This is a genomic window from Pseudomonas sp. CHM02, assembly GCF_000612585.1.
Classification (GTDB): Bacteria; Pseudomonadota; Gammaproteobacteria; order Pseudomonadales; family Pseudomonadaceae; genus Aquipseudomonas.
In genome coordinates, this window is sequence record NZ_JFCA01000011.1 from 105,825 (window position 1) to 130,511 (window position 24,687).

Below are 24,687 nucleotides of genomic sequence, written 5' to 3' on the forward strand. Positions count from 1 at the left end.
GTCTGGTCGGTCAGATCCAGGAATGGCGAGCCGGCAGAGTGCCGTTCAGGCGATAGGCGCCCACCGCGTGGTACTTCCAGCGCACCGGGTCGTGCAGGGTGTGCACGCGAGCGTTGCGCCAGTGGCGGTCGAGGTTGAACTCGGCGAGGGTGGCGCGGCTGCCAGCCAGTTCGAAGAGCTTTTCGCTGACCAGCAGCGACACTTCGGTGGTCAGCACCTTGGCTTCGGCCACCGCGATGGATGCGCGCGCAGCGGACTGCGCGGTGATCGGCGCGGCGCTGACCTGGTCCAGCACCTGGCCGGCCTTGCGCAGCAGGGCTTCGGCGGCGTGCAGTTCGATCTTCAGCTTGCCGATGTCGGCGATCACATACAGGTCATCGCTGGCGCGTTCGACCTTGGCGTCGATCCATGGGCGCGAGCGTTCACGCACGAACGCAATGGTGTCATCCAGTGCGCCGCGGGCGATGCCGGCGTCGATGGCGGCCTGGATCAGTTGCGAGACGGCGCCCTGGATAGTCGGGGTTTCGCCGATGCGCCAGTTCTCAACTACCAGCTCCGCGTCCACCGGCACCTGGTCCAGCAGCACGGTGCCGCTGGCGGTGGTGCGCTGGCCGAAGCCGGACCAATCGTCAACGATGCGCAGGCCTTCGGTGCCACGGCGCACGAACGCCATGACTTGCTTGCCCTCATCGTTCAGGGCTTTCACGGCGACCCAGTGGGCAAACAATGCGCCGGTGGAGTAGAACTTCTGGCCGCTGATCACATAGCCGTCACCTTCGGCAGTGATGCGTGCCTTGAGCTCCAGGGTGTTCTTGGTGCCGCGTTCCGGGCCGCCATTGCCGATGCGCCAGCCGTCGAGGACGCTCTGGAACAGCTGCTTTTTCTGGCGTTCGGTGGCAGCGCCCTGCAACAGGTGCAGGATGCCGAAATGATTCTGCGGGATCTGTCCGAGGGCCGGGTCTGCCGCGCTGATGATCGCGAACACCTCGGCCAGGGTCACGAACGACACCTGCGGGCCGCCGTACTCACGGGGAATGGAAATACTGCCGAGCCCACTGCGGGTGAACTGCTCGATCTGCGCCCACGGCAGCTTGCGCTGCTGGTCGCGCTTGGCGGCTTGCAGGCGTGCAGCCTGGGCCAGCTCATGGGCAGCCTTCAGCGCCTCTGCGTCGTTGCGCAGCACGGCGGCCGGCAACAGCAGGGGGGCTACGTCCAGATCACTCTGGGGGGGTGTTACAGCCAAGTTAGACATCAGCGCCGCTCCTTGGCTGCACGTAATGCCCTGGCGTTATGCACCGGGGTAATTCTGACCATACCGACCTCGCATTCAATGAAATAAAAACAGAAAAATCAGTGATGTCCGGTGGTCCGGTGTATATACCCTAAGCGCGTTAAATATTTAAATAAACTAACTTTTGGGAATATGCATAGAAGGTCTGTCATCCACGTTCGCAAGGTGAGCCCAGCGGGCGTTGCTGGTAGATCAGCGCGGTCCCGGCGGGGCGGGTCGGCGCCTCGCCGGCAATGCGCAAAGTGCGGGATGGCGCCCAACGTGAATTGTTGCCGACGCGGTCAAGAATGCAGTACGTCACCTCCAGCCGGCAGTCGTCGCCGGCCTCGACAATCAATGTCGAAGGCACCCACACCTGCACCGCCAGGCCGACATCCCCGGCCTGTATCTTCGGCAGGTCCAGGCGCGCATCGCCCCAGCGCAGGGTGATGGCATCGCCGCTGGTCATGTTCAGGTAGGGCTCGATGGTCAGGGGGACACCGCGTCGAACCTGGCTGGCGTTGACGCCGTAGCGGCGGATGGTGTCGGGCAGGCCCACGGGGGCGAGATTCTGGTTCTCGTCGCGGTACAGCGGCGAGGGACGTCCGCCTGGCGAACGGGTCTTCACGCGTACGAGCGTCTCGGCCGAACGTGCAGGCGCGCGGCCGACCTGCATGACCTGATAATGCACGCGGGTCGGGCCATCCAGCACGAAGCTTTCCGGGACTCGCAGACGGGTGGCCATGCCGATCTTGCAGGCGGTGACCCGGCGTGAGGCGGCGAAACAGTTGTTCCAGAACAGCTCGATCAGGTCGCCTTCATCCATGCCGGGATACGGCGCGATGTCGACCTGCAGGTGTGTGGCGGCCAGCGCATTGATGCCATTGTCGATGGCCTGGGGCAGTGTCGGGGCGGTGAGCAGGGGGGGCGTCATATGTAATCTCCTTGATGCAGCCAGCAGCAATCGCTCCGGACCTTTGGCGCGAGTGAGCGCGGTGGGCCGAACAGAACGATTCAGTGAATAGCCGGGATAGGATCCAATCCTCTGGGCGCTAGATAAGAGGGTTGGACGATGGGCGTCAATGGCGGCAAAGGGCTAAATGGCAGTGTTGGAGAGATTCAGAAGGGTCTGACTGACGCGGGGATATTCAGGTAGGTGCGGCGGGATGTTTTACCCGCGGTGACGACGATTCCCTTGTAGGAGCCGGCTTGCCAGCGAAGAACGTCAACGATAAAGCGGTCAACCGGATTTACCGTGTTGCCTGAGCGTTCTTCGCCGGCAAGCCGGCTCTACAGGGGGATCAGTGGGCGAGAAATTTGCTCAGGAACTGTTTGGTGCGCTCTTCCCTGGGGTTGGCGAACAACGCCTTGGCTTCGCCTTGTTCGACGATCACGCCCTTGTCGAAGAAGATCACCCGGTTGGCCACATCGCGGGCGAAGCTCATCTCGTGGGTGACGATGACCATGGTGCGGTTTTCCTCGGCGAGGCTGCGAATGGTCGCCAGCACTTCACCCACCAACTCCGGGTCGAGGGCCGAGGTGGGTTCGTCGAACAGGATCACCTCCGGCTCCATGGCCAGCGCACGGGCAATCGCCACGCGCTGCTGCTGGCCACCGGACAGGCGCCGTGGGTAGGCGTCTTCCTTGCCCGCCAGGCCGACCCTGGCCAGCAACTGGCGCCCCAGCGCGACAGCGGCTTCGCGCGGCATCTTCTTGACCACGGTGGGGCCTTCGATGACGTTTTCCAGCGCGGTGCGGTGGGGGAACAGGTTGAAGCTCTGGAACACAAAACCCACGTGCTGGCGCAGGCGCCGCACCAGGCTTTGTTGCTGGTTGATCGGCTTGCTGGTGTCGATCTCGATGTCACCCACCTTGATGCGGCCACTGGTGGGTTGTTCGAGGAAGTTCAGGCAGCGCAGGAAGGTGGTCTTGCCGGAACCGCTGGGGCCGATGATGGCGATGACTTCGCCTTCCTTGACCTCAAGGTCGATACCGTTGAGCACCACCTGACCCTTGAATTGTTTGGTCAGTTTTTCAACCACGATCATGCTTCAGGACTCCAGGTCATGCCGGTTGACCCGGTCTTCCAGACGATTCTGCAAATGCGCCAGGATGCTCGCCAGGATCCAGTAGATCAGGGCAGCGGACAGATACATGGTGAAGATTTCGAAGGTCCGTGCAGACACCAGCTGTGCCTGGCGGAACAGCTCGGGCACCTGGATGGTGGCGGCCAGCGCCGTGTCCTTGACCAGCGAAATAAAGCTGTTGCCCAGGGGCGGCAAGGCGGTGCGCATCGCCTGCGGCAGGATGGCCCGGCGCAGGGTCTGCGCGCGGGTCATGCCGATACTGGCGGCGGCTTCCCACTGGCCACGCTCGATGGAACCGATGGCGGCACGCAGGATTTCACAGGCGTAGGCGGCCATGTTCAGCGAAAAGCCGATCATGGCTGCCGGGATCGGATCCAGCTCGATGCCCACTTGCGGCAAGCCGTAGTAGATCAGGAACAGCTGTACCAGCAAGGGCGTGCCGCGAAAGAACGACACGTAGACTCGGGCGAGCCAGCTCACCAGCTTGAAGCGCGACAGACGCATCAAGGCCAGGCCGAAGCCCAGCAGCAAACCGAAAAACATCCCGCCGAGGCTGAGGATCACCGTGTAGTACGCGCCCTTGAGCAGAAAGGGCGCGGAGTCCAGCGCGAGTTGGAAACCTGCTTCCATTATTGAGTGACGTCAGCGTTGAAGTACTTCTCGGACAGCTTCTTCAAGGTGCCGTCGGCGCGCAGCTTGTCCAGGGCCTGGTTCACAGCGGCCAGCAGTTCAGGCTCGCCTTTGCGCAGGGCAATACCGGCTTCCTGACGGGAGAAGGCAGCGCCTGCGGCAGCGGTGTCGGTGGCTTTCTTGGCGTATTCCAGCGCGGCCAGGCGGTCGATCAGGATGGCGTCGACACGGCCGATGCGCAGGTCCTGGAACTTGGTCGGGTCATCGTTGTAGGTCTTGATGATGGCTTTTGGTTGATTGTCCTTGAGCCATTGTTCGTAGTTGGTGCCCAGGCCCACACCGACTTTCTTGCCGGCCAGGTCGTCGGCGGTCTTGATGGTGTCGACGTTCTTTTTCAGGGTCAGCGCCTGGATACCGGAGACGGTGTAAGGCTTGGAGAAGTCGTACTTTTTCTTGCGCTCTTCAGAGATGGTCACTTGGTTGACCACGGCGTCCAGGCGCTTGGATTCCAGGGCCGCGAGGATGCCGTCCCATGGCGTAGCCTGCAGCTTGACCTTCACGCCCAGCTCCTTGGCCAGGGCTTCGGACAGCTCCACTTCGAAACCGCTGAGCTTGCCGCTTTCATCGACAAAGCTGAACGGCGGGTAGGTGCCTTCCAGGCCGATCTTGATCTCGCCAGCCTTCTTGATGCTGTCCAGCTGTTCACCCGCGATGGCTTGGCCCATCAGGCCAGCCCCGAGTGCCAGGCCCAAAGTGCCAACCAACAACGTGCGACGGAATACAGAAATAGTCATGAAGAGCCCCTGTGTTTTTTATGTTGAGCGAAGCAGGTGACGCAGTAGTCGTATCCTGCCTTAAAGCGCGAAGCGCGTCTTCGCCTACGGCGCGACTATAAAGCGGGTTTTTAAGACTTGAAAATAATATAAATATAAATTGTTATTCGATTATTGAATATACGACCTTTTTAATGTGGGAGCTGGCTTGCCTGCGATAGCGGTGCAAAGGTCAGCACATTTGTAGCTGACAGACCGCCATCGCAGGCAAGCCAGCTCCCACATTTTTTAGTCCGCTTTTATTCAATTGAATACCGAGTTGTAGGCAAATAACGCTGGCGCGCCACCGGTATGCAGGAAAATGATCGGCCCGTCCTCAAAGCGCTGACGCCCGATGCCGTCCAGCAAGCCGGCCATGGCCTTGCCAGTGTAGACCGGGTCCAGCAGCAGGCCCTCCTGGCTCGCCAGTAACTTGACCGCTGCCAGTGTGCCGGCGTTCGGTTCGCCGTAGCGCGGGCCGAAGTATTCGTCCCACAGGATCACTTTGAAGGCTTCGGGAACATCCACACCCAGCAACTCGGCGGTGCGTTCGGCCAGGCCCTGCACTTTCGGGCGCTGGGCTTCGTCAGTGCGGGACACGGTGACGCCAATCACTGGCAGGTTCGGCAGCACTTCGCTCAAGGCCAGGGCAAGGCCACTGTGGGTCCCCGCACTGCCGGACGCCAGCACCACGGCGGCAAATTCGATCCCACTGTCTTCGATCTGTCCGGCCAGCTCCAGCCCGGCGCGCACGTAACCCAGGGCCCCGAGGGCGTTGGAACCGCCGATGGGCACCAGGTACGGCTTCTTGCCGTTGCTGCGCAGACGGTCGGCGAGGGCGTTGAGCTGGTCGTCGACGTTGTCGAGGTTCTCCACCTGTTCCACCTTGGCGTCGAACAGCTCCAGCAGCAGGCGGTTGCCGTTGCCCAGGTAGTTGGGGTCTTCGGTGCCGGTGGGGTTTTCGAGCAGCGCGACGCAGCCCAGGCCTAGCTTGGCGGCCAGCGCGGCAGTCTGGCGCACGTGGTTGGACTGGATGGCGCCGGCGGTCACCAGGGTGTCGGCGCCCTGGGCGATGGCATCGGCGGCCAGGTACTCGAGTTTGCGCAACTTATTGCCACCCATGGCCAGCGGCGTGGTGTCGTCGCGCTTGACGTAGATATCCCTGCCCAACCAGGCCGACAGCCGCTCGAGCTTTTCCAGGGCAGTGGCGCCGCCCAGTAGTTCCAGGCGGTTAAAACGGTCGAGCTGTTGTTTGATCATGGCTACGCACGGTTGAGAAGTATGGGGCGACTATAGGCAGGCACTTTCTCATCGGGCAACCGCCAATCGCTTATTCCGGATGGTTCTTAGCATTGCACCATTGGTTCTTAAGGGCGGCCCGGGTGCATACCGTAAAGTGAGCGCCATTACGTCAGGAGTGAATACCGTGAGTGAGCGTTCCAGTCATTGGCAATTACAGACCATCGTCAGCCAACTGCGCGGCGCCCGGGACCAGTGGCGAGCGCGCAATGGCCGCTTGAGTGGCGAACATGGCGGCCGCGAGCTGCCGGCCCGCGAGGCGGTAGCGCAGATTCTCGAAGCGCTGTGCGGTGCGCTGTTCCCGATGCGCCTGGGGCCAGTGGACCTGCGGGAAGAAAGCGAAGATTTCTACGTCGGCCACACCCTGGATGTGGCGCTCAATGCGCTGCTCGCCCAGGCCCGCCTGGAGTTGCGCTACGCCGCGCGCCAGAGCGGCCAGGATGACGGCGCCGTCGACGCCCATGCTATCCGCCTGATCCAGGATTTCGCCCTGGCCCTGCCGTCACTGCGCAGCCTGCTGGACACCGATGTGCTGGCCGCTTACCACGGCGACCCAGCGGCGCGCAGCGTGGATGAAGTACTGCTGTGCTATCCGGGGATCCTGGCGGTGATTCACCATCGCCTGGCGCACCACCTGTACCGCGCTGGTTTGCCGCTGTTGGCGCGCATCAGTGCGGAAATCGCTCACTCGGCCACGGGCATCGATATCCACCCGGGCGCGCAGATCGGTCCGAGCTTCTTCATCGACCACGGGACCGGTGTGGTGATCGGCGAAACCGCGATCATCGGCGAGCGTGTGCGCATCTACCAGGCCGTGACCCTGGGCGCCAAGCGCTTCCCGGCCGACGAGGACGGGCAGTTGCAGAAGGGGCATCCGCGTCACCCGATTGTCGAGGACGATGTGGTGATCTACGCCGGCGCGACCATCCTGGGGCGCATCACCATCGGCAAGGGGTCGACCATCGGCGGCAACGTGTGGCTGACCCGCAGCGTGCCGGCAGGGGCGAATATCACCCAGGCCAACCTGCAACACGATGACGGCACGCAAAAATAGAAAGCTTACGCAAACCCCTGTGGGAGCTGGCTTGCCGGCGATAGCGGTGTACCCGTCAGCGGATAGGTTGCTGACCTACCGCCATCGCCGGCAAGCCAGCTCCCACAGGGTTGACCGTATTCCAAATTTCCCTCGCAATCGCTGAACGATTTGTCGTCCCCGCCCGTCATACCAGTCCTTGAGCTAGTGTAGGAATTACCTACCACTCAGCCCTGCGATTAGTCCCAGACCGCCTTCGTATGTTTAACTTGAATGTTCGTTCAAGTTAAACCGGTGGTTCGCTGCCCGCTCACAACAGGAGGCTTACCTTTGCTGAGTCCGTTATTGACAGCCACATCCCCTGCCCTCGGGGTGCATCGTTTATGAGTGCATCGTCCACCCCATCCAGCGGCCTGGTGCGCATGAATGCGCCCGTCTTCTACTTTGCCGCGACCTTCATCCTGCTGTTCGGCATCACTGTCATCGCTATCCCGCAACAGGCCGGCGCCTGGCTGCTGGCGGCGCAAAACTGGGCGGCCAATACGGTCGGCTGGTACTACATGCTGGCGATGACCCTGTATCTGGTCTTCGTGGTGGTCACCGCGCTATCGGGCTACGGCAAGATAAAACTCGGTGCCGACCACGACGAGCCCGAATTCAGTTACCTGTCCTGGGCCGGGATGCTGTTCGCCGCAGGGATCAGTATCACGCTGTTCTTCTTCTGCGTGTCCGAGCCGCTGACGCATCTGGTGCAACCGCCCCAGGGCGCGCCGATGAACGCTGATGCCGCGCGCCAGGCCATGCAGATCCTGTTTCTGCACTGGGGCCTGCACGGTTGGGGCGTGTTCGCCTTTGTCGGCATGGCCCTGGCGTACTTCGCCTACCGGCATAACCTGCCGCTGGCCTTGCGCTCGGCGCTGTACCCGCTGATCGGCAAGCGCATCAATGGCCCCATCGGTTACGCAGTGGATGGCTTTGGCATCATCGCCACGGTGTTCGGCCTCGGCGCGGATATGGGCTTTGGCGTGCTGCACCTCAACTCCGGGCTGGATTACCTGTTTGGTGTCGCCCACACCCAGTGGATTCAGGTCGGTCTGATCACCCTGATGATGGGCGCGGCGATCCTGGTCGCCGTCTCCGGCGTCGACAAGGGCGTGCGGGTGATGTCCGACATCAACATGCTGCTGGCCTGCGCGCTGCTGCTGTTCGTGTTGTTCGCCGGGCCCACCCAGCATTTGCTCAATACCTTGATCCAGAACATCGGTGACTACCTGGGCGCCTTGCCGACCAAGAGTTTCGATGTATACGCCTACGACAAGCCAAGCGACTGGCTGGGCGGCTGGACGGTGTTCTACTGGGCCTGGTGGATCGCATGGTCGCCGTTCGTGGGGCTGTTCATCGCGCGTATTTCCCGTGGCCGCACCATCCGCGAGTTCGTGTTCGGCGTGCTGCTGATCCCGCTGGGTTTCACCCTGGCGTGGATGTCGATCTTCGGCAACAGCGCCATCGACCAGGTGCTCAACTACGGGTTGACCGCGCTCGGCCAGTCGGCCATCGATGACCCGTCGATGAGCCTGTACCTGCTGCTGGAAACCTACCCGTGGAGCAAGACTGTCATCGCAGTCACGGTGTTTATCAGCTTCGTGTTCTTCGTCACTTCGGCCGACTCCGGCACCGTGGTGCTGTCGACGTTGTCGTCCAAGGGCGGCAACGCCGACGAAGACGGGCCGAAGTGGCTGCGGGTGTTCTGGGGCGCGATGACCGCGCTGGTCACCAGTGCCTTGTTGTTCGCCGGCAGTATCGACTCGCTCAAGTCGGCGGTGGTGCTGACTTCGTTGCCGTTCTCGATGATCCTGCTGCTGATGATGTGGGGGCTGCACAAGGCGTTCTACCTCGAATCGCAGAAGCAGATCGCCCAACTGCACTCGCTGGCGCCGGTGTCGGGTTCACGCAAGGGCACAGGCGGCTGGCGCCAGCGCTTGAGCCAGGCCGTGCATTTCCCGTCACGGGATGAGGTCTACCGGTTCCTTGAGACCACGGTACGCCCGGCGATTGAAGAAGTGACGGCGGTGTTCGTCGAAAAAGGCCTCAGCGTCGTGACCCAGCCCGACCCGTCCAACGACAGCGTCAGCCTGGAGATCGGCCACGGTGAGGAGCATCCGTTCGTTTACCAGGTGCAGATGCGCGGCTATTTCACGCCGTCATTTGCACGCGGTGGAATGGGGTCCAAGCAGCTCAACAACCGTCGCTACTACCGCGCGGAAGTGCACTTGAGCGAGGGCAGCCAGGACTACGATCTGGTCGGCTACACCAAGGAACAGATCATCAACGACATCCTCGACCAGTACGAGCGACACCTGCAGTTCCTGCACCTGGTGCGCTGAGGCTCAGGCCCTGATCGCAAGGGCCAGTACCATCATGGGGATGCCAAATACCACACCGCCGATCACCAGCTCCGACACCAGGGGCTGGCCGGCGGTGACCACCCCCACTGCGCCGTTCACCACCGCCATCACCAGCCAAATCCCGACAAAGCTGCACGCGACGGCGTGCCGGCTGATGCCCAGCTTTTGGCCGATGAACAGCATCAGCGCCAGCAGAACCAGACCGCAACTGACCACCACAAGGGTGTGCATGTGAGTGTCTCCTGTAGAAGCCGGCTTGCCGGCGATGGTCATCAACGATGATGCGGGGTGTCTGACACCCCGCAGCGATCTCAGGTTTTTCGCGAGCGAGCTCGCTCCTACAAGGACTTTGGTTTGAGCAAGTCCTGCAAGCCGATTTTCCAGAACATTTCCGCCCGCACTCGATCCGCCACGCCGTTGACCACTTCGCAGCCATCTTCGGAAGGGTCGATATGGCGACGAAACGGGCGGGTGCCGAAGGGCAGGTCGACGATCTCGACAATGGCCCTGGCCACTTCAGCCACGTCCGCGTCCGCAGGTTCCAGGGCCGCCAGGCCTTGCAGCGCAGCGTCGGCCACACCGGCATAGGGGCCGTCGTTGTACGCACTTGCGCGCGCCTGGTCCGCAGGTTTGCCGGAGTGGGCAAAGTGGTTGGTGCCCTTGGTGAACGCGCCGGGCACGATGATCGACGTTTCGATGCCCCAGCGGCTCAGCTCGCTGGCGTAGGACACCGCCAGGGAGTCCATCGCCGCCTTGGCCGCGAAGTACGGTGCAAGAAACGGCGGTGTACCGCCGCGAGCACTGCTGGACGAGACCCACAGCACCAGGCCTTTGCCCTGCTTGCGCAAGTACGGCAGCGCCGCACGGTTGACCCGTTGGGTGCTCAGTACGTTGATGTCGTAGAGCTGGGCGAACTGCTCGGCGGTGAAGGCTTCGGCCGGGCCGAAGGACATATGCCCGGCGTTGTGGATGATCACATCCAGCCGCCCGCAGTCGGCGATGATTGCGGCGACGCCGGCTTCCACCGAATCGCTGGAGGCCACATCCAGCTCGATGCTGCGCAGGTCCACCTGGTTCTCCTCGGCATAACGCTGTACCGCGGCCACCTGCGGCGCATTGCGCCCCAGGGTTTCACGCATGCTGGCGTACACCGTGTGGCCGGCGTCGGCCAGGGCACGGGCGGTGAGGGCGCCGAAACCACTGGACGCACCAGTAATCAGGATGATCGACTTCATGCTGTTGTCCTCCGCAAATTCAAGTGGGATTCAGACCAGCCCGCCATTGGCGCGCAGGATTTGCCCGTTCACCCAGCCACCGGCCGGGCTCACCAAAAACGACACCACGCCGGCGATATCTTCTGGTTGCCCAAGACGTTCCAGCGGCGGCATCTTGGCCATGCCCTGAATCTGTTCTTCGCTCTTGCCGTGCAAAAACAACTCGGTGGCGACCGGCCCTGGGGCCACGGCATTGACGGTGATGCGGCGCCCGCGCATTTCCTTGGCGAACACTTGGGTCAGGGACTCAACCGCCGCCTTGCTGGCGATGTACACCGCGTAGCCGGGGAAGTTGAGGCCGACGGTGCTGCTGGAGAAGTTGACGATGCGCCCGCCGTCGTTCAGGCGGGTGGCGGCTTCGCGCAGGGCGTTGAAGGTGCCGCGGGTGTGGATGTCGAAGTTCTGGTTGTAGAGCTCATCGCTGTGCTGGGCCAGGGGCAGTGTCTTGAGGATGCCGGCGTTGTTGATCAGCACATCGACCTTGCCCAGCTGGGCTTCGGTCTCGTCGAACAGGCGCTTGATGTCGGCGGGTTTGGCGACGTCGCCCTGGATCGCTATGGCTTGGTGGCCGGCCTGGCGCAGTTCGACCACCAGCTTCGACGCCTCGGTGGCGCTGCTGGCGTAGTTGATCGCCACGGCGTAACCGTCGGCGGCGAGTTGTTTGGCGATGACGGCGCCGATGCCACGGGAGGCGCCGGTGATGATTGCGACTTGGGTGGTCATGATCAGGGTTCCTTGCAGTGGGTGTGAAAGCAGATTCACATGTTTACCCAGGTCGATAAATGCGCCAGAGTTGCCTTGACTGTTCAATAATCGCCAACAATCAGGCAGTAGGAGTGCAGCGTGGATCAAGTCAAGGCCATGAAGGTTTTCGTGCGTATTTACGAGCGTTCCAGCTTCACGCTCGCGGCCGATGACTTGAATCTGCCCCGGGCCACCCTGACCCACACCCTCAACCAATTCGAAGCCTGGCTGGGCACGCGCTTGCTGGAGCGCAGCACCCGTCGCGTGCGCCCAACCCTCGATGGCGAGGCGTATTACCAACGCTGCGTGCAGTTGCTGGCGGAGCTGGAAGAGGCCGAACTGGCGTTTCGCACCGTGGCGCCCAAGGGACGTTTGCGCGTGGATTTGCACGGCACCCTGGCCAAATATTTTGTGGTGCCGGCGCTGCCGCAATTCATGGCGCGTTACCCGGACATCGAGCTGTCCATCAGCGAGGCGGATCGGTTTGTCGACCTGATCGCCGAAGGCGTGGACTGCGTGCTGCGTGCGGGCACGCTGGGCGACTCAGCGTTGATCGGTCGACGCGTCGCCAACCTGCGCCAAGTGACCTGCGCAAGCCCCGCCTACCTGCGCAAATACGGCGAACCCAAAAGTCTGGTCGAGTTGAGTGAGCACCGTGCGGTGAACTACGTTTCGCGCACCACGGCGAAGCTGTTTCCGTTCGAATTCATGGTGAATGGCGAGCTGCAGGAAGTGACTATCAAGGGTGCGCTGTCGGTGTTCGGCGCGGAGATTTATTCCGCCAGTGCGGTGGCCGGATTGGGGATTATCCAGTGCCCGCATTACCGCATGGCCGAGTTGATCGAGCAGGGCGTGATGCGCGAAATCCTCCACGAAACACCGCCACCCTTGATGCCGGTGTCGGTGCTTTACCCGCACAACCGACACATGTCGCCAAGGGTGCGCGTGTTCGTCGACTGGCTCGCCGAAATTTTCGAAAACGCCCGCTAAGCCGCGGATTAGAAGGGTTTCTTAAATTTAATTTCATCCGTCCATGCCGCGATTTGACGCGTAACTGTCATCTGGCCACTGCGTAATTGTGTGAAGCGTTTGACGCTTTCATTTCAGAACAGTGACGGAGACAGGTACCAATGAAGACGTTATTAAGCCCCATGGTGGGTGTCGCCGTGGCGAGCTTTATGCTGTCCGCCCATGCCGATTTCATCGATGACAGCCATGCCGATGTGACCCTGCTCAATCGCTATCTCAACCAGCAGGGGCGTGATGTGGTGAACAGCAACGCCAAGGCTCACAGCATTCGCGATTGGGGCCAGGGGTTCGAGTTCAACTTCAAGTCTGGCTACACCGAGGGGCCAGTGGGTTTTGGCCTGGATCTGCAGGCGTTCTATGGGTTGAAACTGGACTCGGGTGGCGACCTCAATGACAAGGATCACCAGGGCCGTTACCCCGGCAGCATGTTCCCGCTGGACAACGGCAAGTCCGCCGACCAGTTCGGCGTGCTGAGCCCGACGTTCAAGATGCGGTTTGCCAAGGATGAGCTGCGCGTCGGTACGCTCTACGGCAACAACCCGGTGCTGGCCAACACCGATGGGCGCCTGTACCAGCAGACCAATACCGGTGTGCAACTGGTGTCCAAGGACCTCAGCGACTTCACCTTCACCGGCGGCGACATCTTCAAGACCAAGATCCGCAACGAAACCGGCGACCAGGGCATGATCACCGCCGGCGGTACCAAAGAGAGTGATCGCTTCCTGTTCGGCGGTGCGGACTACACCGGCATCCAGAACACCACGGTCAGCCTCTGGTATTCCAACCTTGAGGATTACTACCAGCAGTTTTTCCTCGGCGCCAAGCGACATGACGCCTTGTCTGTGGGCGCCATCGACACCGACGTGCGCGTGTTCCGCAGCGTGGGCGTGGGCGGCAACGCCGATGGCGATAAAGACTTCGCGGCGGCGGGTCTCTACGGTGATGGCGCGGGCAAGGGCCGCATCAACCAGACCACCGCCAGCTTGCTTGAGAGCTACAGCCTGGACGGCCACACCGTCGGCCTGGGTATCCAGAAGAACAGTGGCGACAGCGACTTTCCGTACCTGGATTCCGGCCTGAACAGCGGCGACAACCGCCAGGGCCCAGGCTCAGGTGCCGACACCCCGGCACTGACCAACATGCAGTTGAACAAATTCCAGCATGCCGGCGAGCGCACCTGGCTGGCGCAGTACAAATATGACTTCGGCAAACTCGGCCTCACCGGCCTGACGTTCTCTGCCGCCTACGCCCATGGCGATGACATCCGCACGGCGCAGGGCACCACCAGCGAATGGGAGCGTAACGTCGCCGTGGCCTATCAAGTGCCCACCGGCACCCTCAAAGGCCTCGGGGTGACCTGGAAAAACGCCCACGCCAGCCCGGACATCACCGGCGCCACCGTGCAAGATGAAAACCGCTTTTATGTCAGCTATGTCGTTCCACTCTGGTAGGAAATTGCTGTAAAACGGAAAGGCAGACTTAAGCGATTCAGCTGGTTAAAAGGCCTGGGAATATCGTTATTCCCAGGCCTTATTTGCCTACGTCCAAGAGAGGATTCGATGACTTACATTGCTGCCGAAAACCGCTATGAATCTATCCCGTATCGCCGCGTAGGCCGCAGTGGGTTGGTGCTGCCTGCACTGTCCCTGGGCCTGTGGCACAACTTTGGCGACAGCACCCCGATCGACACCCAGCGTGCCCTGCTGCGCACCGCGTTCGACCTGGGGATCAACCACTTCGACCTGGCCAACAATTACGGCCCGCCGTACGGCAGCGCCGAGATCAACTTCGGCCGTTTGCTGCGCGAAGATTTCAAGCACTACCGCGACGAACTGATCATCTCCAGCAAGGCCGGCTGGGACATGTGGCCCGGCCCCTACGGCCAGGGCGGCGGTTCGCGCAAATACGTGCTGGCCAGCCTCGACCAGAGCCTGCAACGCCTGGGTGTCGACTATGTGGATATTTTCTACTCCCACCGCTTTGACCCGGACACCCCACTGGAAGAAACCGCCAGCGCCCTGGCCACCGCTGTGCAACAGGGCAAGGCGTTGTACATCGGTATCTCGTCGTACTCGGGCGTAAAAACCCGCGAAATCGCCGCCCTGCTCAAAGAGTGGAAAGTGCCGCTGCTGATCCACCAGCCGGCCTATAACCTGCTTAACCGCTGGGTGGAAAAAGACCTGTTGGACACCACCGAAGAACTCGGTGCCGGGGTGATTGCCTTTACACCGCTGGCCCAAGGGCTGCTCACCGACAAATACCTCAACGGCGTACCGGCGGATGCACGGGTCAATCGTCCGGGCGGTGGTTCGCTGCAGGCCAAGCACCTGTCCGAAGAAAACATCGCCCACGTGCGTGCGTTGAATGAAATCGCCCAGCGTCGCGGCCAGAGCCTGGCGCAACTGGCGTTGGCCTGGACCCTGCGTGATCCACGGGTGACCAGTGCACTGATCGGTGCAAGCCGGCCGGAGCAGATCATCGAGAACGTCGGCGCGTTGAAGAACCTGAGCTTCAGCGCCGAAGAACTGGCGGAGATTGATCGGTTTGCCCAGGAAGGCGGCATCAACCTGTGGGAAAAACCATCCACGGCTGAATAACCCGACACCCTCCATCAAAATGCGGGAGCGAGCTTGCTGTGGTGAGCAGGCTTGCCCTGCGCTGGGCTGCGAAGCAGCCCTATTAGATCTGCGGTGCACCCGTCGGGGGACAAGCCCCACTCACCACAGCAAGCCCGCTCCTACAGTTCGGGGATTTAGAAGGGGACGTCGCCCAAGATGGTCGCGCGATGCATCACCCGCCGCTGCGGCCGGTAGTCGTCCACCGCGTAATGCTGCGTCACGCGGTTATCCCAGAACGCCACGTCATTTTCCTGCCAGCGCCAGCGGATGGTGAATTCCGGACGTGTCGCGTGGGCGAACAAGAGCTTCAGGATCGCTTCATTCTCCGCCGGCTCAAGCTCATTGATCTTGGTGGTAAACCCATCACTTACGAACAGCGACTTGCGCCCACTCACCGGATGCGTACGCACCACCGGGTGCGAAAGCGGCGGGTTCTTCTTGCGGGTTTCTTCCCAGCGCGCCAGGTCTTCGGCGGTGTTGCCAAAGCGCTCCAGCGGGAAGGACTTGGTGAAGTCATGGGTCGCCGTCAGCCCGTCGAGCAAGCGTTTCAACGGCTCGGACAGTGCTTCATACGCGGCAATGCCACTAGCCCACAGCGTGTCACCGCCAAACGCCGGCAGCAGCTTGGCGCTGAGCACCGCGCCGAGCGCCGGGGTGGGCAGGAAGGTCACGTCGGTGTGCCATACCGCGTTGTCGCGCACGTCGGTGACGGCGGTGTCGAGGATCAGCACTTCGGGCTGTTCCGGCACATTGGGGTAGATCGGGTGGATATGCAGGTCACCGAAGTTCGCCGCGAACCGCGCCTGTTGTTGCGGGTTGATGGCTTGGCCGCGGAAGAACAGCACCGAGTGCGTGAGCAACGCCTGCTCGATGGCGTCGCGCTGTTCGAGGTTCAGCGGCTGGGTAATATCGACGCCACTGATCTGGGCGCCCAGGGCGGTGCTTAATGGTGTAACGGTCAGGCTGCTCATGCTGTTCTCACTCAATGTGCCTGGCCATGCCACGGCACCAATTTACGCTGCAGGGCCCGCAAGCCCATTTCCATGGCAAAGGCGATCAAGGCGATGACCAGGATCCCCAGCACCACCACATCGGTGACCAGGAACTGGGCCGCCGATTGCACCATGAAGCCCAGGCCGCTGGTGGCGGCGATCAATTCTGCGGCGACCAATGTCGACCAGCCCACACCCAGCCCGATACGTACGCCGGTGAGGATGTCGGGCAGGGCGCTCGGCAGGATCACATGGCGAATCAGCTGCGCGCGGGTGGCGCCCAGCGACTGCGCGGCGCGCAGCTTGGCCGGGTCGACCGTGCGCACGCCGGTGGCGGTGGCGATGGCAATCGGTGCAAAGATCGCCAGGTAAATCAGCAGCACCTTGGACAGCTCGCCGATGCCGCACCAGATCACGATCAACGGCAGGTAGGCCAGCGGCGGGATCGGCCGGTAGAACTCGATCAGCGGGTCGAGCACGCCCCGGGCAATACGGTTGGAACCGATGGCAATCCCCACCGGCACGGCGGTCAGCACCGCAAAGCCAAGGCCCAGGCCGATACGGCTGAGGCTCGCGCCCAGGTGCTGCCAGAGGGTGGAATCCATGTAGCCCGTGGTCGCCAGCAGCCAGCCTTTTTGCAGCACCGCGGACGGCGGTGGCAGGAACAGCGGTTCGATCAAACCGGTGGCAGTCACGGCCCACCAGATGGCCAGCAAGGCGACCAGGGTCAGCAGGCTGATCCAGTGCGTGCTCAAGCTGCGACGTACCGGGATAACCGCGTGCGTCACCGGCTTGGTGGCGGTGGCGGGGAGTTCGTAGCTGCTCATGCGGACACCTGCCGTTGGGAGAACACTTTGCCCAGCACGTGTTCGCGGGTTTCGATAAAGCGTGGGTCGGACTTGATCGCCCGTGCCGATTCACCGGCGGCGTAGCGTTGGCCGAAGTCCAGGCTCAGGCGTTCGACGATCTGGCCGGGGTTGGGCGCCAGCAGGATCAGATCGGTGGCGAGAAAGACCGCTTCTTCGATGTCGTGAGTAATCAGGAACACCGGTTTGGCCGTGCGCCGCCAGACTTGCAGCAGCAACTCCTGCATCTGTTCGCGGGTGAAGGCATCGAGGGCGCCGAAGGGTTCGTCCATCAGCAACACGCGAGGGTCGGCCGCCAGGGCGCGGGCCAGGCCGACACGTTGCTTCTGGCCGCCGGAAAGCTGCCAGATGCGGCGGCTGTCGAAACCGGCCAGGTCGACCAGCGCGAGCATTTCCCGGGCGCGGATTTCGCGTTGCGCCTTGGGCACGCCGGCCAGCTCCAGGCCGAAACCCACATTGGCCAGCACGTCCTGCCAGGGCAGCAGAGCGTCATCCTGGAACACCACGCCGCGCTCGGCGCTGGGGCCTTTGACCGGCACGCCATCAAGGGTGATGCGCCCGGCAGACGGTTCGACAAAACCGGCAATCAGGTTCAACAGCGAAGTCTTGCCACTGCCGGACGGGCCGAGGGCCACCAGCAATTGCTGGGGCCCCAGGTCGAGTGAAATGTCTGACAGTACCGGTTCTGTGGCGCCTGGGTACTGTGCGCTGATGCGCTCCAGCTGTAGCAAGGCCATCGCAATGAACTCCTGAATCAGTGGGTGATGAATTTGGCGCTGACGTAAGGGGCGTAGTCCGGCAGTACGGCTTCGACCTTGCCTTGTTCCTTCAGGAACGCAGCGGTATCGGTCACGGCCTTGGTCGTCGGCGCGCCCAGCAGGGTCACCTGGTCAGCGGCCAGCGGGTAGACGTTGCCTTGCAGCAGCAACGGGATGTCACTGGCCTTGGCGCCGGAGAGCTTCACCAGTTTGTCGACGTTGCCCGTGTCGGCGAGCCAGGCTTGTGGGTCCTTGCGGTAGGCGGCGTAGGCATCCAGGGTGACTTTGGCGAACGCGGTGACGATTTCCGGGTGCTTCTCGGCGAAGTCCTTGCGCACGATCCACGCATCGAAGGTCGGCGCGCCGAACTTGGCCAGTTCGCCGGAGGTGATCAGCACCTTGCCGTTTTCCTTGGCGACACCCAGGGCTGGATCCCACACGTAAGTCGCGTCGATATCACCGCGCTTCCAGGCGGCGATGATTGCCGGTGGCGCGAGGTTGAGAATGGTCACTTTGGACGGGTCGATGTTCCAGTGCTTCAGCGCGGCCAGCAGGCTGTAGTGCCCGGTGGACACGAAGGGCACGGCGACTTTCTTGCCGATCAGGTCCGGCGGGCTGTTGATCCCCGAACCGTTGCGCGCCACCAGGGCTTCGGCACCGCCGATCTGGGTGGCGACGAGGAAGGTTTCCACCGGCACTTTGCGGGTGATGGCTGCGGTCAGCGGGCTGGAGCCGAGATAGCCGATCTGTACGTCGCCGGAAGCGATGGCGGCGATGATATCGGCGCCATTGTCGAATTTGCGCCAGTCGATCTTGGCATTGGTGGCTTTTTCATAGGCCCCGTCGGCCTGGGCGACTTTGGCCGGGTCCACGGTGGTCTGGTAAGCGATGGTCACATCCGCCGCCTGGGCAAACAGGCTGGCACCGGCCAGGGACAATGCGGCCAGGAGGCGCAGAGGGGTTAACAGTTTCAAGGGGAAGCTCCTCAATCAGGCGGCCGAGGGTCGGCGTGTGAGGAGACTAAATGATCTAAGAATCCGAAAATAAATAACATTTTCGAATTAGCTTATGAGAAGAAAAGTGGAATTCGGTCCTCAGGCTGAGGAGAGCAACTGTGGGAGCTGGCTTGCCTGCGATGCAGACAACTCGGTATTCCAGATAGACCGAGTTGATGCTATCGCAGGCAAGCCAGCTCCCACAGGGGACCGCGTAAGGCTTTAGTTGCTGATGGCTAGGATGCTGGCCTGGTACGACCCGACAAACACATCAAAATCGCCCACTTCGTTCTGCTCCAGCTCCGCTTGTTGGGCCAGCGACGTCCGCGCCAGTTCTTCAAAGCGAGCCTGTTCTTCGGCCGGCAACGGCTCCCTGCGGAAGTGTTCGGCGTGCAGCCGGCTCTGGTGCAGGGAGAACTGCGCAAAACTCTCTTTACGCTCGGCCATCGCTGCCAGTACCTGGGCCGAGGGTGTCAGCGACGGGTCCTTGACCTTGGCCAACTGAGCGTCCAGCGCCTGGCTGTGCTCGCTGATTCCGTGGCTTTCATCCAGCAAGGCGGCCAGCGGTGCAATCTGCTCCAGCAGCTCGGCCGCCCATTCCTTCATGTTCACCGCCTGGCCCCGGCGCTGCAGTTGCAGGCCCGGACGGCGGCCTTCCTTGACCACACTGAGGAAGTTCGAGGTGGCGTTGCCGCACTCGTTGTCAGCGAACAGCGGGCTGTCGTTCAGCGCGCAGTACAGCAGGAAGGCGTCGAGGAAACGCGACTCTTGCAGGTCGATGCCCATCGGCAGGAACGGGTTGATGTCCAGGCAGCGCACTTCGATGTACTGGATGCCACGGGCCATCAGCGCCTGAATTGGCCGTTCGCCGGTGTAGGTCACGCGTTTGGGGCGAATGTTGGAGTAGTACTCGTTTTCGATCTGCAGGATGTTGGTGTTGAGCTGCACCCACTCACCATCCTTGTGCGTACCGACTTCGACGTACGGCGCATAGGGCGTTGCCACCGCTTCGCGCAGGCTGTCGGTGTAGCTGCTCAGGTCGTTGTAGCACGGCGTCAGGCCGGCCTGGGCGTTGCTCTGGTAACCCAGGTCGCTCATGCGCAGGCTGGTGGCGTACGGCAGGTACAGGGTGTCGGCGTCCAAGACTTCCAGCTGGTGCGAACGACCGCGCAGGAAACCGGCGTCCAGGGCTGGCGAGGCACCGAACAGGTACATCAGCAGCCAACTGTAGCGACGGAAATTGCGGATCAGCGCGATATAGGCGGTGGACTGGTAGTCGCGGTCGGTGCCGACAAACCCTTCAGTCTCCTTGAGCAACGGCCACAACTGTTCCGGCAGGGAAAAGTTGTAGTGGATGCCGGCAATGCACTGCATGGTCTTGCCGTAGCGCAGGGCCAGGCCTTTGCGGTAGACGTACTTGAGCTGGCCGATATTGGAGGTGCCGTAGTAGGCAATCGGAATATCTTCCTCGGCCGGCAACGGGCACGGCATCGAGGGGCTCCACAGGTATTCGCTGCCGAGCTTGGTGTAGGCAAAGCGGTGGATCTTGTCCAGGCTGCTCAGGGTATCGGCCGGGTTGGGCAGGGCCGGAGTGATGAACTCCAGCAGCGATTCCGAATAGTCGGTGGTGATCTGTTCGTGGGTCAACGCGGCGCCCAGGGCTTCAGGGTGCGGCGTTTGCGCCAGTCGACCCTCACCGGTGACACGCAGGCATTCGCGCTCGATGCCGTGCAAGCACTGCTCTAGCAGGGAGAGGTGTTCGCGCTTGCCGAGCAGGGCCAGGCGGCGGTTGAGAAGTTCGCTCAAGTTGGATTCCTTCACGCGTCAGTCGCCCCAATATGGGGGTGGGCAGGACGGTCTACAAGGGTGAAGTTGAAACTGGCGTTATCGCCTGGTTTTGAGTCGATTTGACCCGCCTTGAAAAAGCCTACTTCACTCCATGAATTGGGCTATAGCGTGGCAAGAAAATTCCGACGCTGTTGTCACAGCGCCGAAATTAACTCAAATCGAGGGTGGGGAGCTATAGGACAGCGAAGGTGCCCTGTGCTTTTGCGACAAGTCGTTCGTCCTGATACACGTCCGCCTCGACCACCAGCGTGCGGCGGCCGGCATGAATCACCCGGCTGGTGCACAGCACGTCACCGTCAGACACGGCGCGGATGTAGTTGATCTTGCACTCGATGGTCGCGCTCTGCTGGTCGAAACCATGGGAGCTGGAACAGGCCAGCCCCATCGTAATGTCCACCAGGCTGAAAATCGCCCCACCGTGGAGCTTGCCCGCGCGGTTGCGCAACTGCGGCTCCAGGGTCAGGGCCACCTCGGCAACGCCTTCCTCAAGGCGTTGCAGGCGGCAGCCGATCAGTTCGCTGAACGCGCTCTGGGTCAAACCGGCCGGGATCTCCATCAGCGTTTCTTCAACTGTTTGGCGTTGGCGAACAGCGAGGCCATCGCGTTGTTGCTGGGTGCTGGCGTGGCGGTTTCCTTGCGCGGAGCGTTGTTTTGCGACTGGCGCGGCGCCGAGCCTGGGCGTGCGCCACGGGCACCGTCGATTTTCTCGCCAGGCGTATCGCTCATGCGCATCGACAGGCCGACGCGTTTGCGCGGGATGTCGACTTCCATGACCTTGACCTTGACCACATCACCGGCCTTCACCGCTTCGCGTGGGTCCTTGATGAATTTCTCCGAAAGCGCGGAGATATGCACCAGACCGTCCTGATGCACGCCAATGTCCACAAAGGCGCCGAAGTTGGTCACGTTGGTGACCACGCCTTCGAGGATCATGCCCAGTTGCAGGTCCTTGAGGTCTTCGACGCCGTCCTGGAACTCGGCGGTCTTGAACTCGGGGCGTGGGTCGCGGCCAGGTTTTTCCAGTTCTTGCAGGATGTCGGTGATGGTCGGCACACCGAAGGTTTCGTCGGTGTACTTCTTGGGATCCAGGCGCTTGAGGAACGCGGCGTCGCCGATCAGCGAGCGGATGTCGCGGTCAGTCTCGGCGGCGATGCGTTGCACCAGCGGGTAGGCTTCCGGGTGAACCGCGGAGGCGTCCAGCGGGTTGTCGCCGTTCATCACGCGCAGGAAGCCGGCGGCCTGTTCGAAGGTTTTTTCACCCAGGCGTGCGACTTTTTTCAGTGCCGCACGGGTTTTGAATGCGCCGTTTTCGTCGCGGTGGCTGACGATGTTCTGCGCCAGGGTGGTGTTAAGGCCGGAAATGCGCGCCAGCAATGCGACGGATGCCGTGTTCACGTCCACGCCGACGGCGTTTACGCAATCTTCCACGACCGCGTCCAGGCCGCGCGCCAGTTTCAGCTGCGACACGTCGTGCTGGTACTGGCCGACGCCGATGGATTTAGGGTCGATCTTCACCAGCTCGGCCAATGGATCCTGCAGGCGACGGGCGATGGAGACCGCGCCGCGGATCGACACGTCGAGGTCCGGGAATTCCTTGGACGCCAGTTCCGATGCGGAGTACACCGAAGCGCCGGCCTCGGACACCATGACCTTGGTCATCTTCATGGCTGGGTATTTCTTGATCAGTTCGGCAGCCAGCTTGTCGGTCTCACGGCTGGCGGTGCCGTTGCCGATGGCGATCAGGTCCACCGAGTGCTTGGCGCACAGGGCGGCAAGAATCGCCAGGGTCTGGTCCCATTTGTTGTGCGGCACATGTGGATACACCGTGGCGTGGTCCAGCAGCTTGCCGGTGGCGTCGACCACGGCAACCTTGCAGCCAGTACGCAGGCCTGGGTCCAGGCCCAGGGTGGCGCGCGGGCCGGCCGGCGCGGCCAGCAGCAGGTCGTGCAGGTTGTGGGCGAACACGTTGATCGCCTCGGTTTCGGCGCCGTCGCGCAACTCGCCCAGCAGGTCGGTTTCCAGGTGGGTGTAGAGCTTGACCTTCCAGGTCCAGCGCACGACTTCACCGAGCCACTTGTCCGCAGGACGGTTCTGATTCTGGATGCCGAATTGTTGACCGATCATGCCTTCGCACGGGTGCATGGTGCCCGGCAGCTCGTCGCCGACCTTCAGCGCGGAGCTGAGAATGCCTTCGTTGCGACCACGGAAAATCGCCAGTGCGCGGTGGGACGGCATGCTCTTGAGCGGCTCGTCGTGTTCGAAGTAATCGCGGAACTTGGCGCCTTCTTCCTCTTTGCCGGCGATGACGCGGGCGCTGAGGGTGGCTTCCTGCTTCAGGTAGGTACGCAGTTTTTCCAGCAGGCTGGCGTCTTCGGCGAAGCGCTCCATGAGGATGTACTTGGCGCCTTCGAGGGCCGCCTTGACGTCGGCGACGCCTTTTTCGGCGTCGATGAAGCGTGCCGCTTCGGCTTCCGGGGTCAGCGACGGGTCGTTGAACAGACCGTCAGCCAGCTCGCCCAGGCCGGCTTCCAGGGCGATCTGGCCCTTGGTGCGACGCTTCTGTTTGTACGGCAGGTAAAGGTCTTCGAGGCGGGTCTTGGTGTCGGCGAGCTTGATGTCGCGCTCGAGTTGCGGGGTCAACTTGCCCTGTTCCTCGATGCTGGCGAGGATGCTGATGCGCCGTTCGTCGAGTTCTCGCAGGTAGCGCAGGCGTTCTTCCAGGTGACGCAGTTGGGTGTCGTCGAGGCTGCCGGTCACTTCTTTACGGTAACGGGCGATGAAAGGCACCGTGGAGCCTTCATCCAGTAGAGCGACGGCCGCTTCGACCTGTTGTGGGCGTACACCGAGTTCCTCGGCGATGCGGCTGTTGATGCTGTCCATAAAACCACCTGAAATTCTGAAAAGCAGCTCTCAGGCCCGAAAAACAAGGCCTGGGAAGGCTGGTTGAGCGGCCCGACTGGCGCCGCTGCCTGGGTCAAGAGGCAGCCTATTGACCCTCGAAATCGAAAAAATCGCGTCAAGCGGGTGAAAAAAAGCCCGGCAGTAAACGGTAACGATCTGACGTTGCCCTGCACAAAGGCGCCGCATTATAACCAGCGTTCTGTCTTTGGGGGCTACTGCGCCGATGGTTGCAGGGCGCGGGTTCGCTGGCGGTAAAGGAAAAATCTGCTAACAATGCACACGGTGCGTATAACGGCAGCTAGGCCATAATGCGCGCCGAGATAAGAGGAGCATCTAATGAGCAGCACTGCACAAACTGCTGAAGGCGAAAAAATTCTCATCGTTGACGACGATCCGGGGCTGAGCAGCCTGCTGGAGCGTTTCTTCAACTCCAAGGGCTACCGTGCCCGCGCGGTGCCGAACACCGAGCAGATGGACCGCCTGCTGGGGCGTGAAGTATTCAACCTGGTCGTGCTCGACCTGATGCTGCCCGGCGAAGACGGCCTGACCGCCTGCAAACGCCTGCGCGGCGCGAACAACCAGATTCCAATCATCATGCTCACCGCCAAGGGCGATGAGCTGAGCCGCATCAAGGGCCTCGAACTGGGCGCTGATGACTACCTGGCCAAGCCGTTCAATCCTGACGAGCTGATGGCACGGGTCAAAGCCGTACTGCGTCGCCAGGCACCACCGGTACCGGGCGCGCCGGGCAGCGAAGACGAAAGTGTCACCTTTGGCGACTACGAACTGTCGCTGGCGACCCGTGAGCTCAAGCGTGGCGATGAAGTGCACATGCTGACCACCGGCGAATTCGCCGTGCTCAAGGCACTGGTGATGAACGCCCGCCAACCGCTGACCCGCGACAAGCTGATGAACCTGGCCCGTGGCCGGGAATGGGACGCCCTGGAACGTTCCATCGACGTACAGATTTCCCGTCTGCGCCGCATGATCGAGCCTGACCCGTCCAAGCCGCGGTACATCCAGACGGTGTGGGGCGTAGGTTATGTGTTTGTGCCGGATGGCAACAAAACCAGTTGACCGATGATTTGCAGGAGCGGGCCTCCCGGTGTTTGACTCCCTGAGGGTC

General features: G+C 62.0%; 22 protein-coding genes. 6 read left to right on the plus strand and 16 right to left on the minus strand.

The genetic code is table 11. From position 1 onward, the window contains the following. Nucleotides 1-10: 10 nt before the first annotated feature. From BM70_RS0108015 to BM70_RS0108040, 6 genes are all read right to left on the minus strand, one after another. Nucleotides 11-1,252, minus strand: coding sequence for an SfnB family sulfur acquisition oxidoreductase (locus BM70_RS0108015; protein WP_025855522.1), 1,242 nt, complete (start codon nt 1,250-1,252; stop codon nt 11-13). Between the two features lie 187 nt (nt 1,253-1,439). Beyond that, a complete protein-coding gene (locus tag BM70_RS0108020; protein WP_025855523.1) occupies nt 1,440-2,204 on the minus strand; it encodes a hypothetical protein in 765 nt (254 codons plus the stop codon). A 367-nt stretch (nt 2,205-2,571) separates the two neighbouring features. Beyond that, nucleotides 2,572-3,318: an L-cystine ABC transporter ATP-binding protein TcyN gene (tcyN, locus tag BM70_RS0108025; RefSeq protein WP_025855524.1), complete on the minus strand. Its 747-nt coding sequence runs from the start codon at nt 3,316-3,318 to the stop codon at nt 2,572-2,574. Between the two features lie 3 nt (nt 3,319-3,321). Then, the gene (tcyL, locus tag BM70_RS0108030) at nt 3,322-3,987 is read right to left on the minus strand and encodes a cystine ABC transporter permease (protein WP_010214112.1); all 666 of its coding nucleotides are present in this window, start codon (nt 3,985-3,987) and stop codon (nt 3,322-3,324) included. Further along, nucleotides 3,987-4,781, minus strand: coding sequence for a cystine ABC transporter substrate-binding protein (gene tcyJ / locus BM70_RS0108035; RefSeq protein WP_025855525.1), 795 nt, complete (start codon nt 4,779-4,781; stop codon nt 3,987-3,989). The genes tcyL and tcyJ overlap by 1 nt, the downstream gene beginning before the upstream one ends. Before the next feature lie 282 nt (nt 4,782-5,063). After that, nucleotides 5,064-6,059, minus strand: coding sequence for a D-cysteine desulfhydrase (locus BM70_RS0108040; RefSeq protein WP_025855526.1), 996 nt, complete (start codon nt 6,057-6,059; stop codon nt 5,064-5,066). 166 nt (nt 6,060-6,225) lie between these two features. Between BM70_RS0108040 and epsC the strand changes: the two genes are divergently transcribed. Together epsC and betT are read left to right on the plus strand one after the other, a co-directional pair. Beyond that, entirely contained in the window at nt 6,226-7,152 is a 927-nt protein-coding gene (gene epsC / locus BM70_RS0108045) for a serine O-acetyltransferase EpsC (protein ID WP_025855527.1), read from the plus strand. 401 nt (nt 7,153-7,553) lie between these two features. After that, nucleotides 7,554-9,515: a choline transporter BetT gene (betT, locus tag BM70_RS0108050; protein WP_177326539.1), complete on the plus strand. Its 1,962-nt coding sequence runs from the start codon at nt 7,554-7,556 to the stop codon at nt 9,513-9,515. A 3-nt stretch (nt 9,516-9,518) separates the two neighbouring features. Here betT and BM70_RS0108055 read toward each other — a convergent pair whose 3' ends face one another. From BM70_RS0108055 to BM70_RS0108065, 3 genes are all read right to left on the minus strand, one after another. Next, nucleotides 9,519-9,767: a hypothetical protein gene (locus BM70_RS0108055; RefSeq protein WP_025855530.1), complete on the minus strand. Its 249-nt coding sequence runs from the start codon at nt 9,765-9,767 to the stop codon at nt 9,519-9,521. Nucleotides 9,768-9,874: 107 nt separating this feature from the next. Continuing rightward, complete coding sequence (locus BM70_RS0108060; RefSeq protein ID WP_025855531.1) at nt 9,875-10,771, minus strand: SDR family oxidoreductase; 897 nt, start codon at nt 10,769-10,771, stop codon at nt 9,875-9,877. 30 nt (nt 10,772-10,801) lie between these two features. Next, the gene (locus BM70_RS0108065; protein ID WP_025855532.1) at nt 10,802-11,533 is read right to left on the minus strand and encodes an SDR family oxidoreductase; all 732 of its coding nucleotides are present in this window, start codon (nt 11,531-11,533) and stop codon (nt 10,802-10,804) included. A 120-nt stretch (nt 11,534-11,653) separates the two neighbouring features. On the opposite strand from BM70_RS0108065, the gene BM70_RS0108070 reads away from it, so the two are divergent. The 3 genes from BM70_RS0108070 (at nt 11,654) to mgrA (ending at nt 15,180) form a co-directional block, all read left to right on the plus strand. Beyond that, complete coding sequence (locus BM70_RS0108070; RefSeq protein ID WP_025855533.1) at nt 11,654-12,544, plus strand: LysR family transcriptional regulator; 891 nt, start codon at nt 11,654-11,656, stop codon at nt 12,542-12,544. A 161-nt stretch (nt 12,545-12,705) separates the two neighbouring features. Then, nucleotides 12,706-14,034, plus strand: a complete 1,329-nt coding sequence (locus BM70_RS0108075; RefSeq protein WP_025855534.1) for an OprD family outer membrane porin — start codon at nt 12,706-12,708, stop codon at nt 14,032-14,034. A 108-nt stretch (nt 14,035-14,142) separates the two neighbouring features. After that, entirely contained in the window at nt 14,143-15,180 is a 1,038-nt protein-coding gene (mgrA, locus tag BM70_RS0108080) for an L-glyceraldehyde 3-phosphate reductase (RefSeq protein ID WP_025855535.1), read from the plus strand. A 155-nt stretch (nt 15,181-15,335) separates the two neighbouring features. On the opposite strand, the gene tauD is transcribed toward mgrA, so the two are convergent. The 7 genes from tauD to BM70_RS0108115 all read right to left on the minus strand — a co-directional run bounded on the left by tauD (nt 15,336) and on the right by BM70_RS0108115 (nt 23,540). Then, nucleotides 15,336-16,172: a taurine dioxygenase gene (gene tauD / locus BM70_RS0108085; protein WP_025855536.1), complete on the minus strand. Its 837-nt coding sequence runs from the start codon at nt 16,170-16,172 to the stop codon at nt 15,336-15,338. 11 nt (nt 16,173-16,183) lie between these two features. Beyond that, nucleotides 16,184-17,020 carry a taurine ABC transporter permease TauC gene (tauC, locus tag BM70_RS0108090; RefSeq protein ID WP_025855537.1) on the minus strand — a complete coding sequence of 279 codons (837 nt, stop codon included), beginning with the start codon at nt 17,018-17,020 and terminating at the stop codon, nt 16,184-16,186. Beyond that, nucleotides 17,017-17,796 carry a taurine ABC transporter ATP-binding subunit gene (gene tauB / locus BM70_RS0108095; protein WP_025855538.1) on the minus strand — a complete coding sequence of 260 codons (780 nt, stop codon included), beginning with the start codon at nt 17,794-17,796 and terminating at the stop codon, nt 17,017-17,019. The genes tauC and tauB overlap by 4 nt, the downstream gene beginning before the upstream one ends. A gap of 17 nt (nt 17,797-17,813) precedes the next feature. Continuing rightward, complete coding sequence (gene tauA / locus BM70_RS0108100; protein ID WP_025855539.1) at nt 17,814-18,791, minus strand: taurine ABC transporter substrate-binding protein; 978 nt, start codon at nt 18,789-18,791, stop codon at nt 17,814-17,816. Between the two features lie 243 nt (nt 18,792-19,034). After that, nucleotides 19,035-20,618 carry a glutamate--cysteine ligase gene (gene gshA, locus BM70_RS0108105; RefSeq protein ID WP_025855540.1) on the minus strand — a complete coding sequence of 528 codons (1,584 nt, stop codon included), beginning with the start codon at nt 20,616-20,618 and terminating at the stop codon, nt 19,035-19,037. A gap of 214 nt (nt 20,619-20,832) precedes the next feature. Then, the gene (locus BM70_RS0108110) at nt 20,833-21,216 is read right to left on the minus strand and encodes a PaaI family thioesterase (protein WP_016979039.1); all 384 of its coding nucleotides are present in this window, start codon (nt 21,214-21,216) and stop codon (nt 20,833-20,835) included. Continuing rightward, nucleotides 21,216-23,540: a Tex family protein gene (locus BM70_RS0108115; RefSeq protein WP_025855541.1), complete on the minus strand. Its 2,325-nt coding sequence runs from the start codon at nt 23,538-23,540 to the stop codon at nt 21,216-21,218. The genes BM70_RS0108110 and BM70_RS0108115 overlap by 1 nt, the downstream gene beginning before the upstream one ends. A 357-nt stretch (nt 23,541-23,897) precedes the next feature. Between BM70_RS0108115 and ompR the strand changes: the two genes are divergently transcribed. Continuing rightward, on the plus strand, nt 23,898-24,638 hold the full coding sequence (gene ompR, locus BM70_RS0108120; protein ID WP_016979041.1) for a two-component system response regulator OmpR: 741 nt from the start codon (nt 23,898-23,900) through the stop codon (nt 24,636-24,638). Nucleotides 24,639-24,687: the final 49 nt, after the last annotated feature.

What these genes read in the sequence shown, in the direction of transcription:
- BM70_RS0108015 (WP_025855522.1), bottom strand. Translation starts at nt 1,252, where the DNA reads ATGTCTAACTTGGCTGTAACACCCCCCCAGAGTGATCTGGACGTAGCC.
- BM70_RS0108020 (WP_025855523.1), bottom strand. Translation starts at nt 2,204, where the DNA reads ATGACGCCCCCCCTGCTCACCGCCCCGACACTGCCCCAGGCCATCGAC.
- tcyN (WP_025855524.1), bottom strand. Translation starts at nt 3,318, where the DNA reads ATGATCGTGGTTGAAAAACTGACCAAACAATTCAAGGGTCAGGTGGTG.
- tcyL (WP_010214112.1), bottom strand. Translation starts at nt 3,987, where the DNA reads ATGGAAGCAGGTTTCCAACTCGCGCTGGACTCCGCGCCCTTTCTGCTC.
- tcyJ (WP_025855525.1), bottom strand. Translation starts at nt 4,781, where the DNA reads ATGACTATTTCTGTATTCCGTCGCACGTTGTTGGTTGGCACTTTGGGC.
- BM70_RS0108040 (WP_025855526.1), bottom strand. Translation starts at nt 6,059, where the DNA reads ATGATCAAACAACAGCTCGACCGTTTTAACCGCCTGGAACTACTGGGC.
- betT (WP_177326539.1), top strand. Translation starts at nt 7,554, where the DNA reads ATGAATGCGCCCGTCTTCTACTTTGCCGCGACCTTCATCCTGCTGTTC.
- BM70_RS0108055 (WP_025855530.1), bottom strand. Translation starts at nt 9,767, where the DNA reads ATGCACACCCTTGTGGTGGTCAGTTGCGGTCTGGTTCTGCTGGCGCTG.
- BM70_RS0108060 (WP_025855531.1), bottom strand. Translation starts at nt 10,771, where the DNA reads ATGAAGTCGATCATCCTGATTACTGGTGCGTCCAGTGGTTTCGGCGCC.
- BM70_RS0108065 (WP_025855532.1), bottom strand. Translation starts at nt 11,533, where the DNA reads ATGACCACCCAAGTCGCAATCATCACCGGCGCCTCCCGTGGCATCGGC.
- BM70_RS0108075 (WP_025855534.1), top strand. Translation starts at nt 12,706, where the DNA reads ATGGTGGGTGTCGCCGTGGCGAGCTTTATGCTGTCCGCCCATGCCGAT.
- mgrA (WP_025855535.1), top strand. Translation starts at nt 14,143, where the DNA reads ATGACTTACATTGCTGCCGAAAACCGCTATGAATCTATCCCGTATCGC.
- tauD (WP_025855536.1), bottom strand. Translation starts at nt 16,172, where the DNA reads ATGAGCAGCCTGACCGTTACACCATTAAGCACCGCCCTGGGCGCCCAG.
- tauC (WP_025855537.1), bottom strand. Translation starts at nt 17,020, where the DNA reads ATGAGCAGCTACGAACTCCCCGCCACCGCCACCAAGCCGGTGACGCAC.
- tauB (WP_025855538.1), bottom strand. Translation starts at nt 17,796, where the DNA reads ATGGCCTTGCTACAGCTGGAGCGCATCAGCGCACAGTACCCAGGCGCC.
- BM70_RS0108110 (WP_016979039.1), bottom strand. Translation starts at nt 21,216, where the DNA reads ATGGAGATCCCGGCCGGTTTGACCCAGAGCGCGTTCAGCGAACTGATC.
- BM70_RS0108115 (WP_025855541.1), bottom strand. Translation starts at nt 23,540, where the DNA reads ATGGACAGCATCAACAGCCGCATCGCCGAGGAACTCGGTGTACGCCCA.
- ompR (WP_016979041.1), top strand. Translation starts at nt 23,898, where the DNA reads ATGAGCAGCACTGCACAAACTGCTGAAGGCGAAAAAATTCTCATCGTT.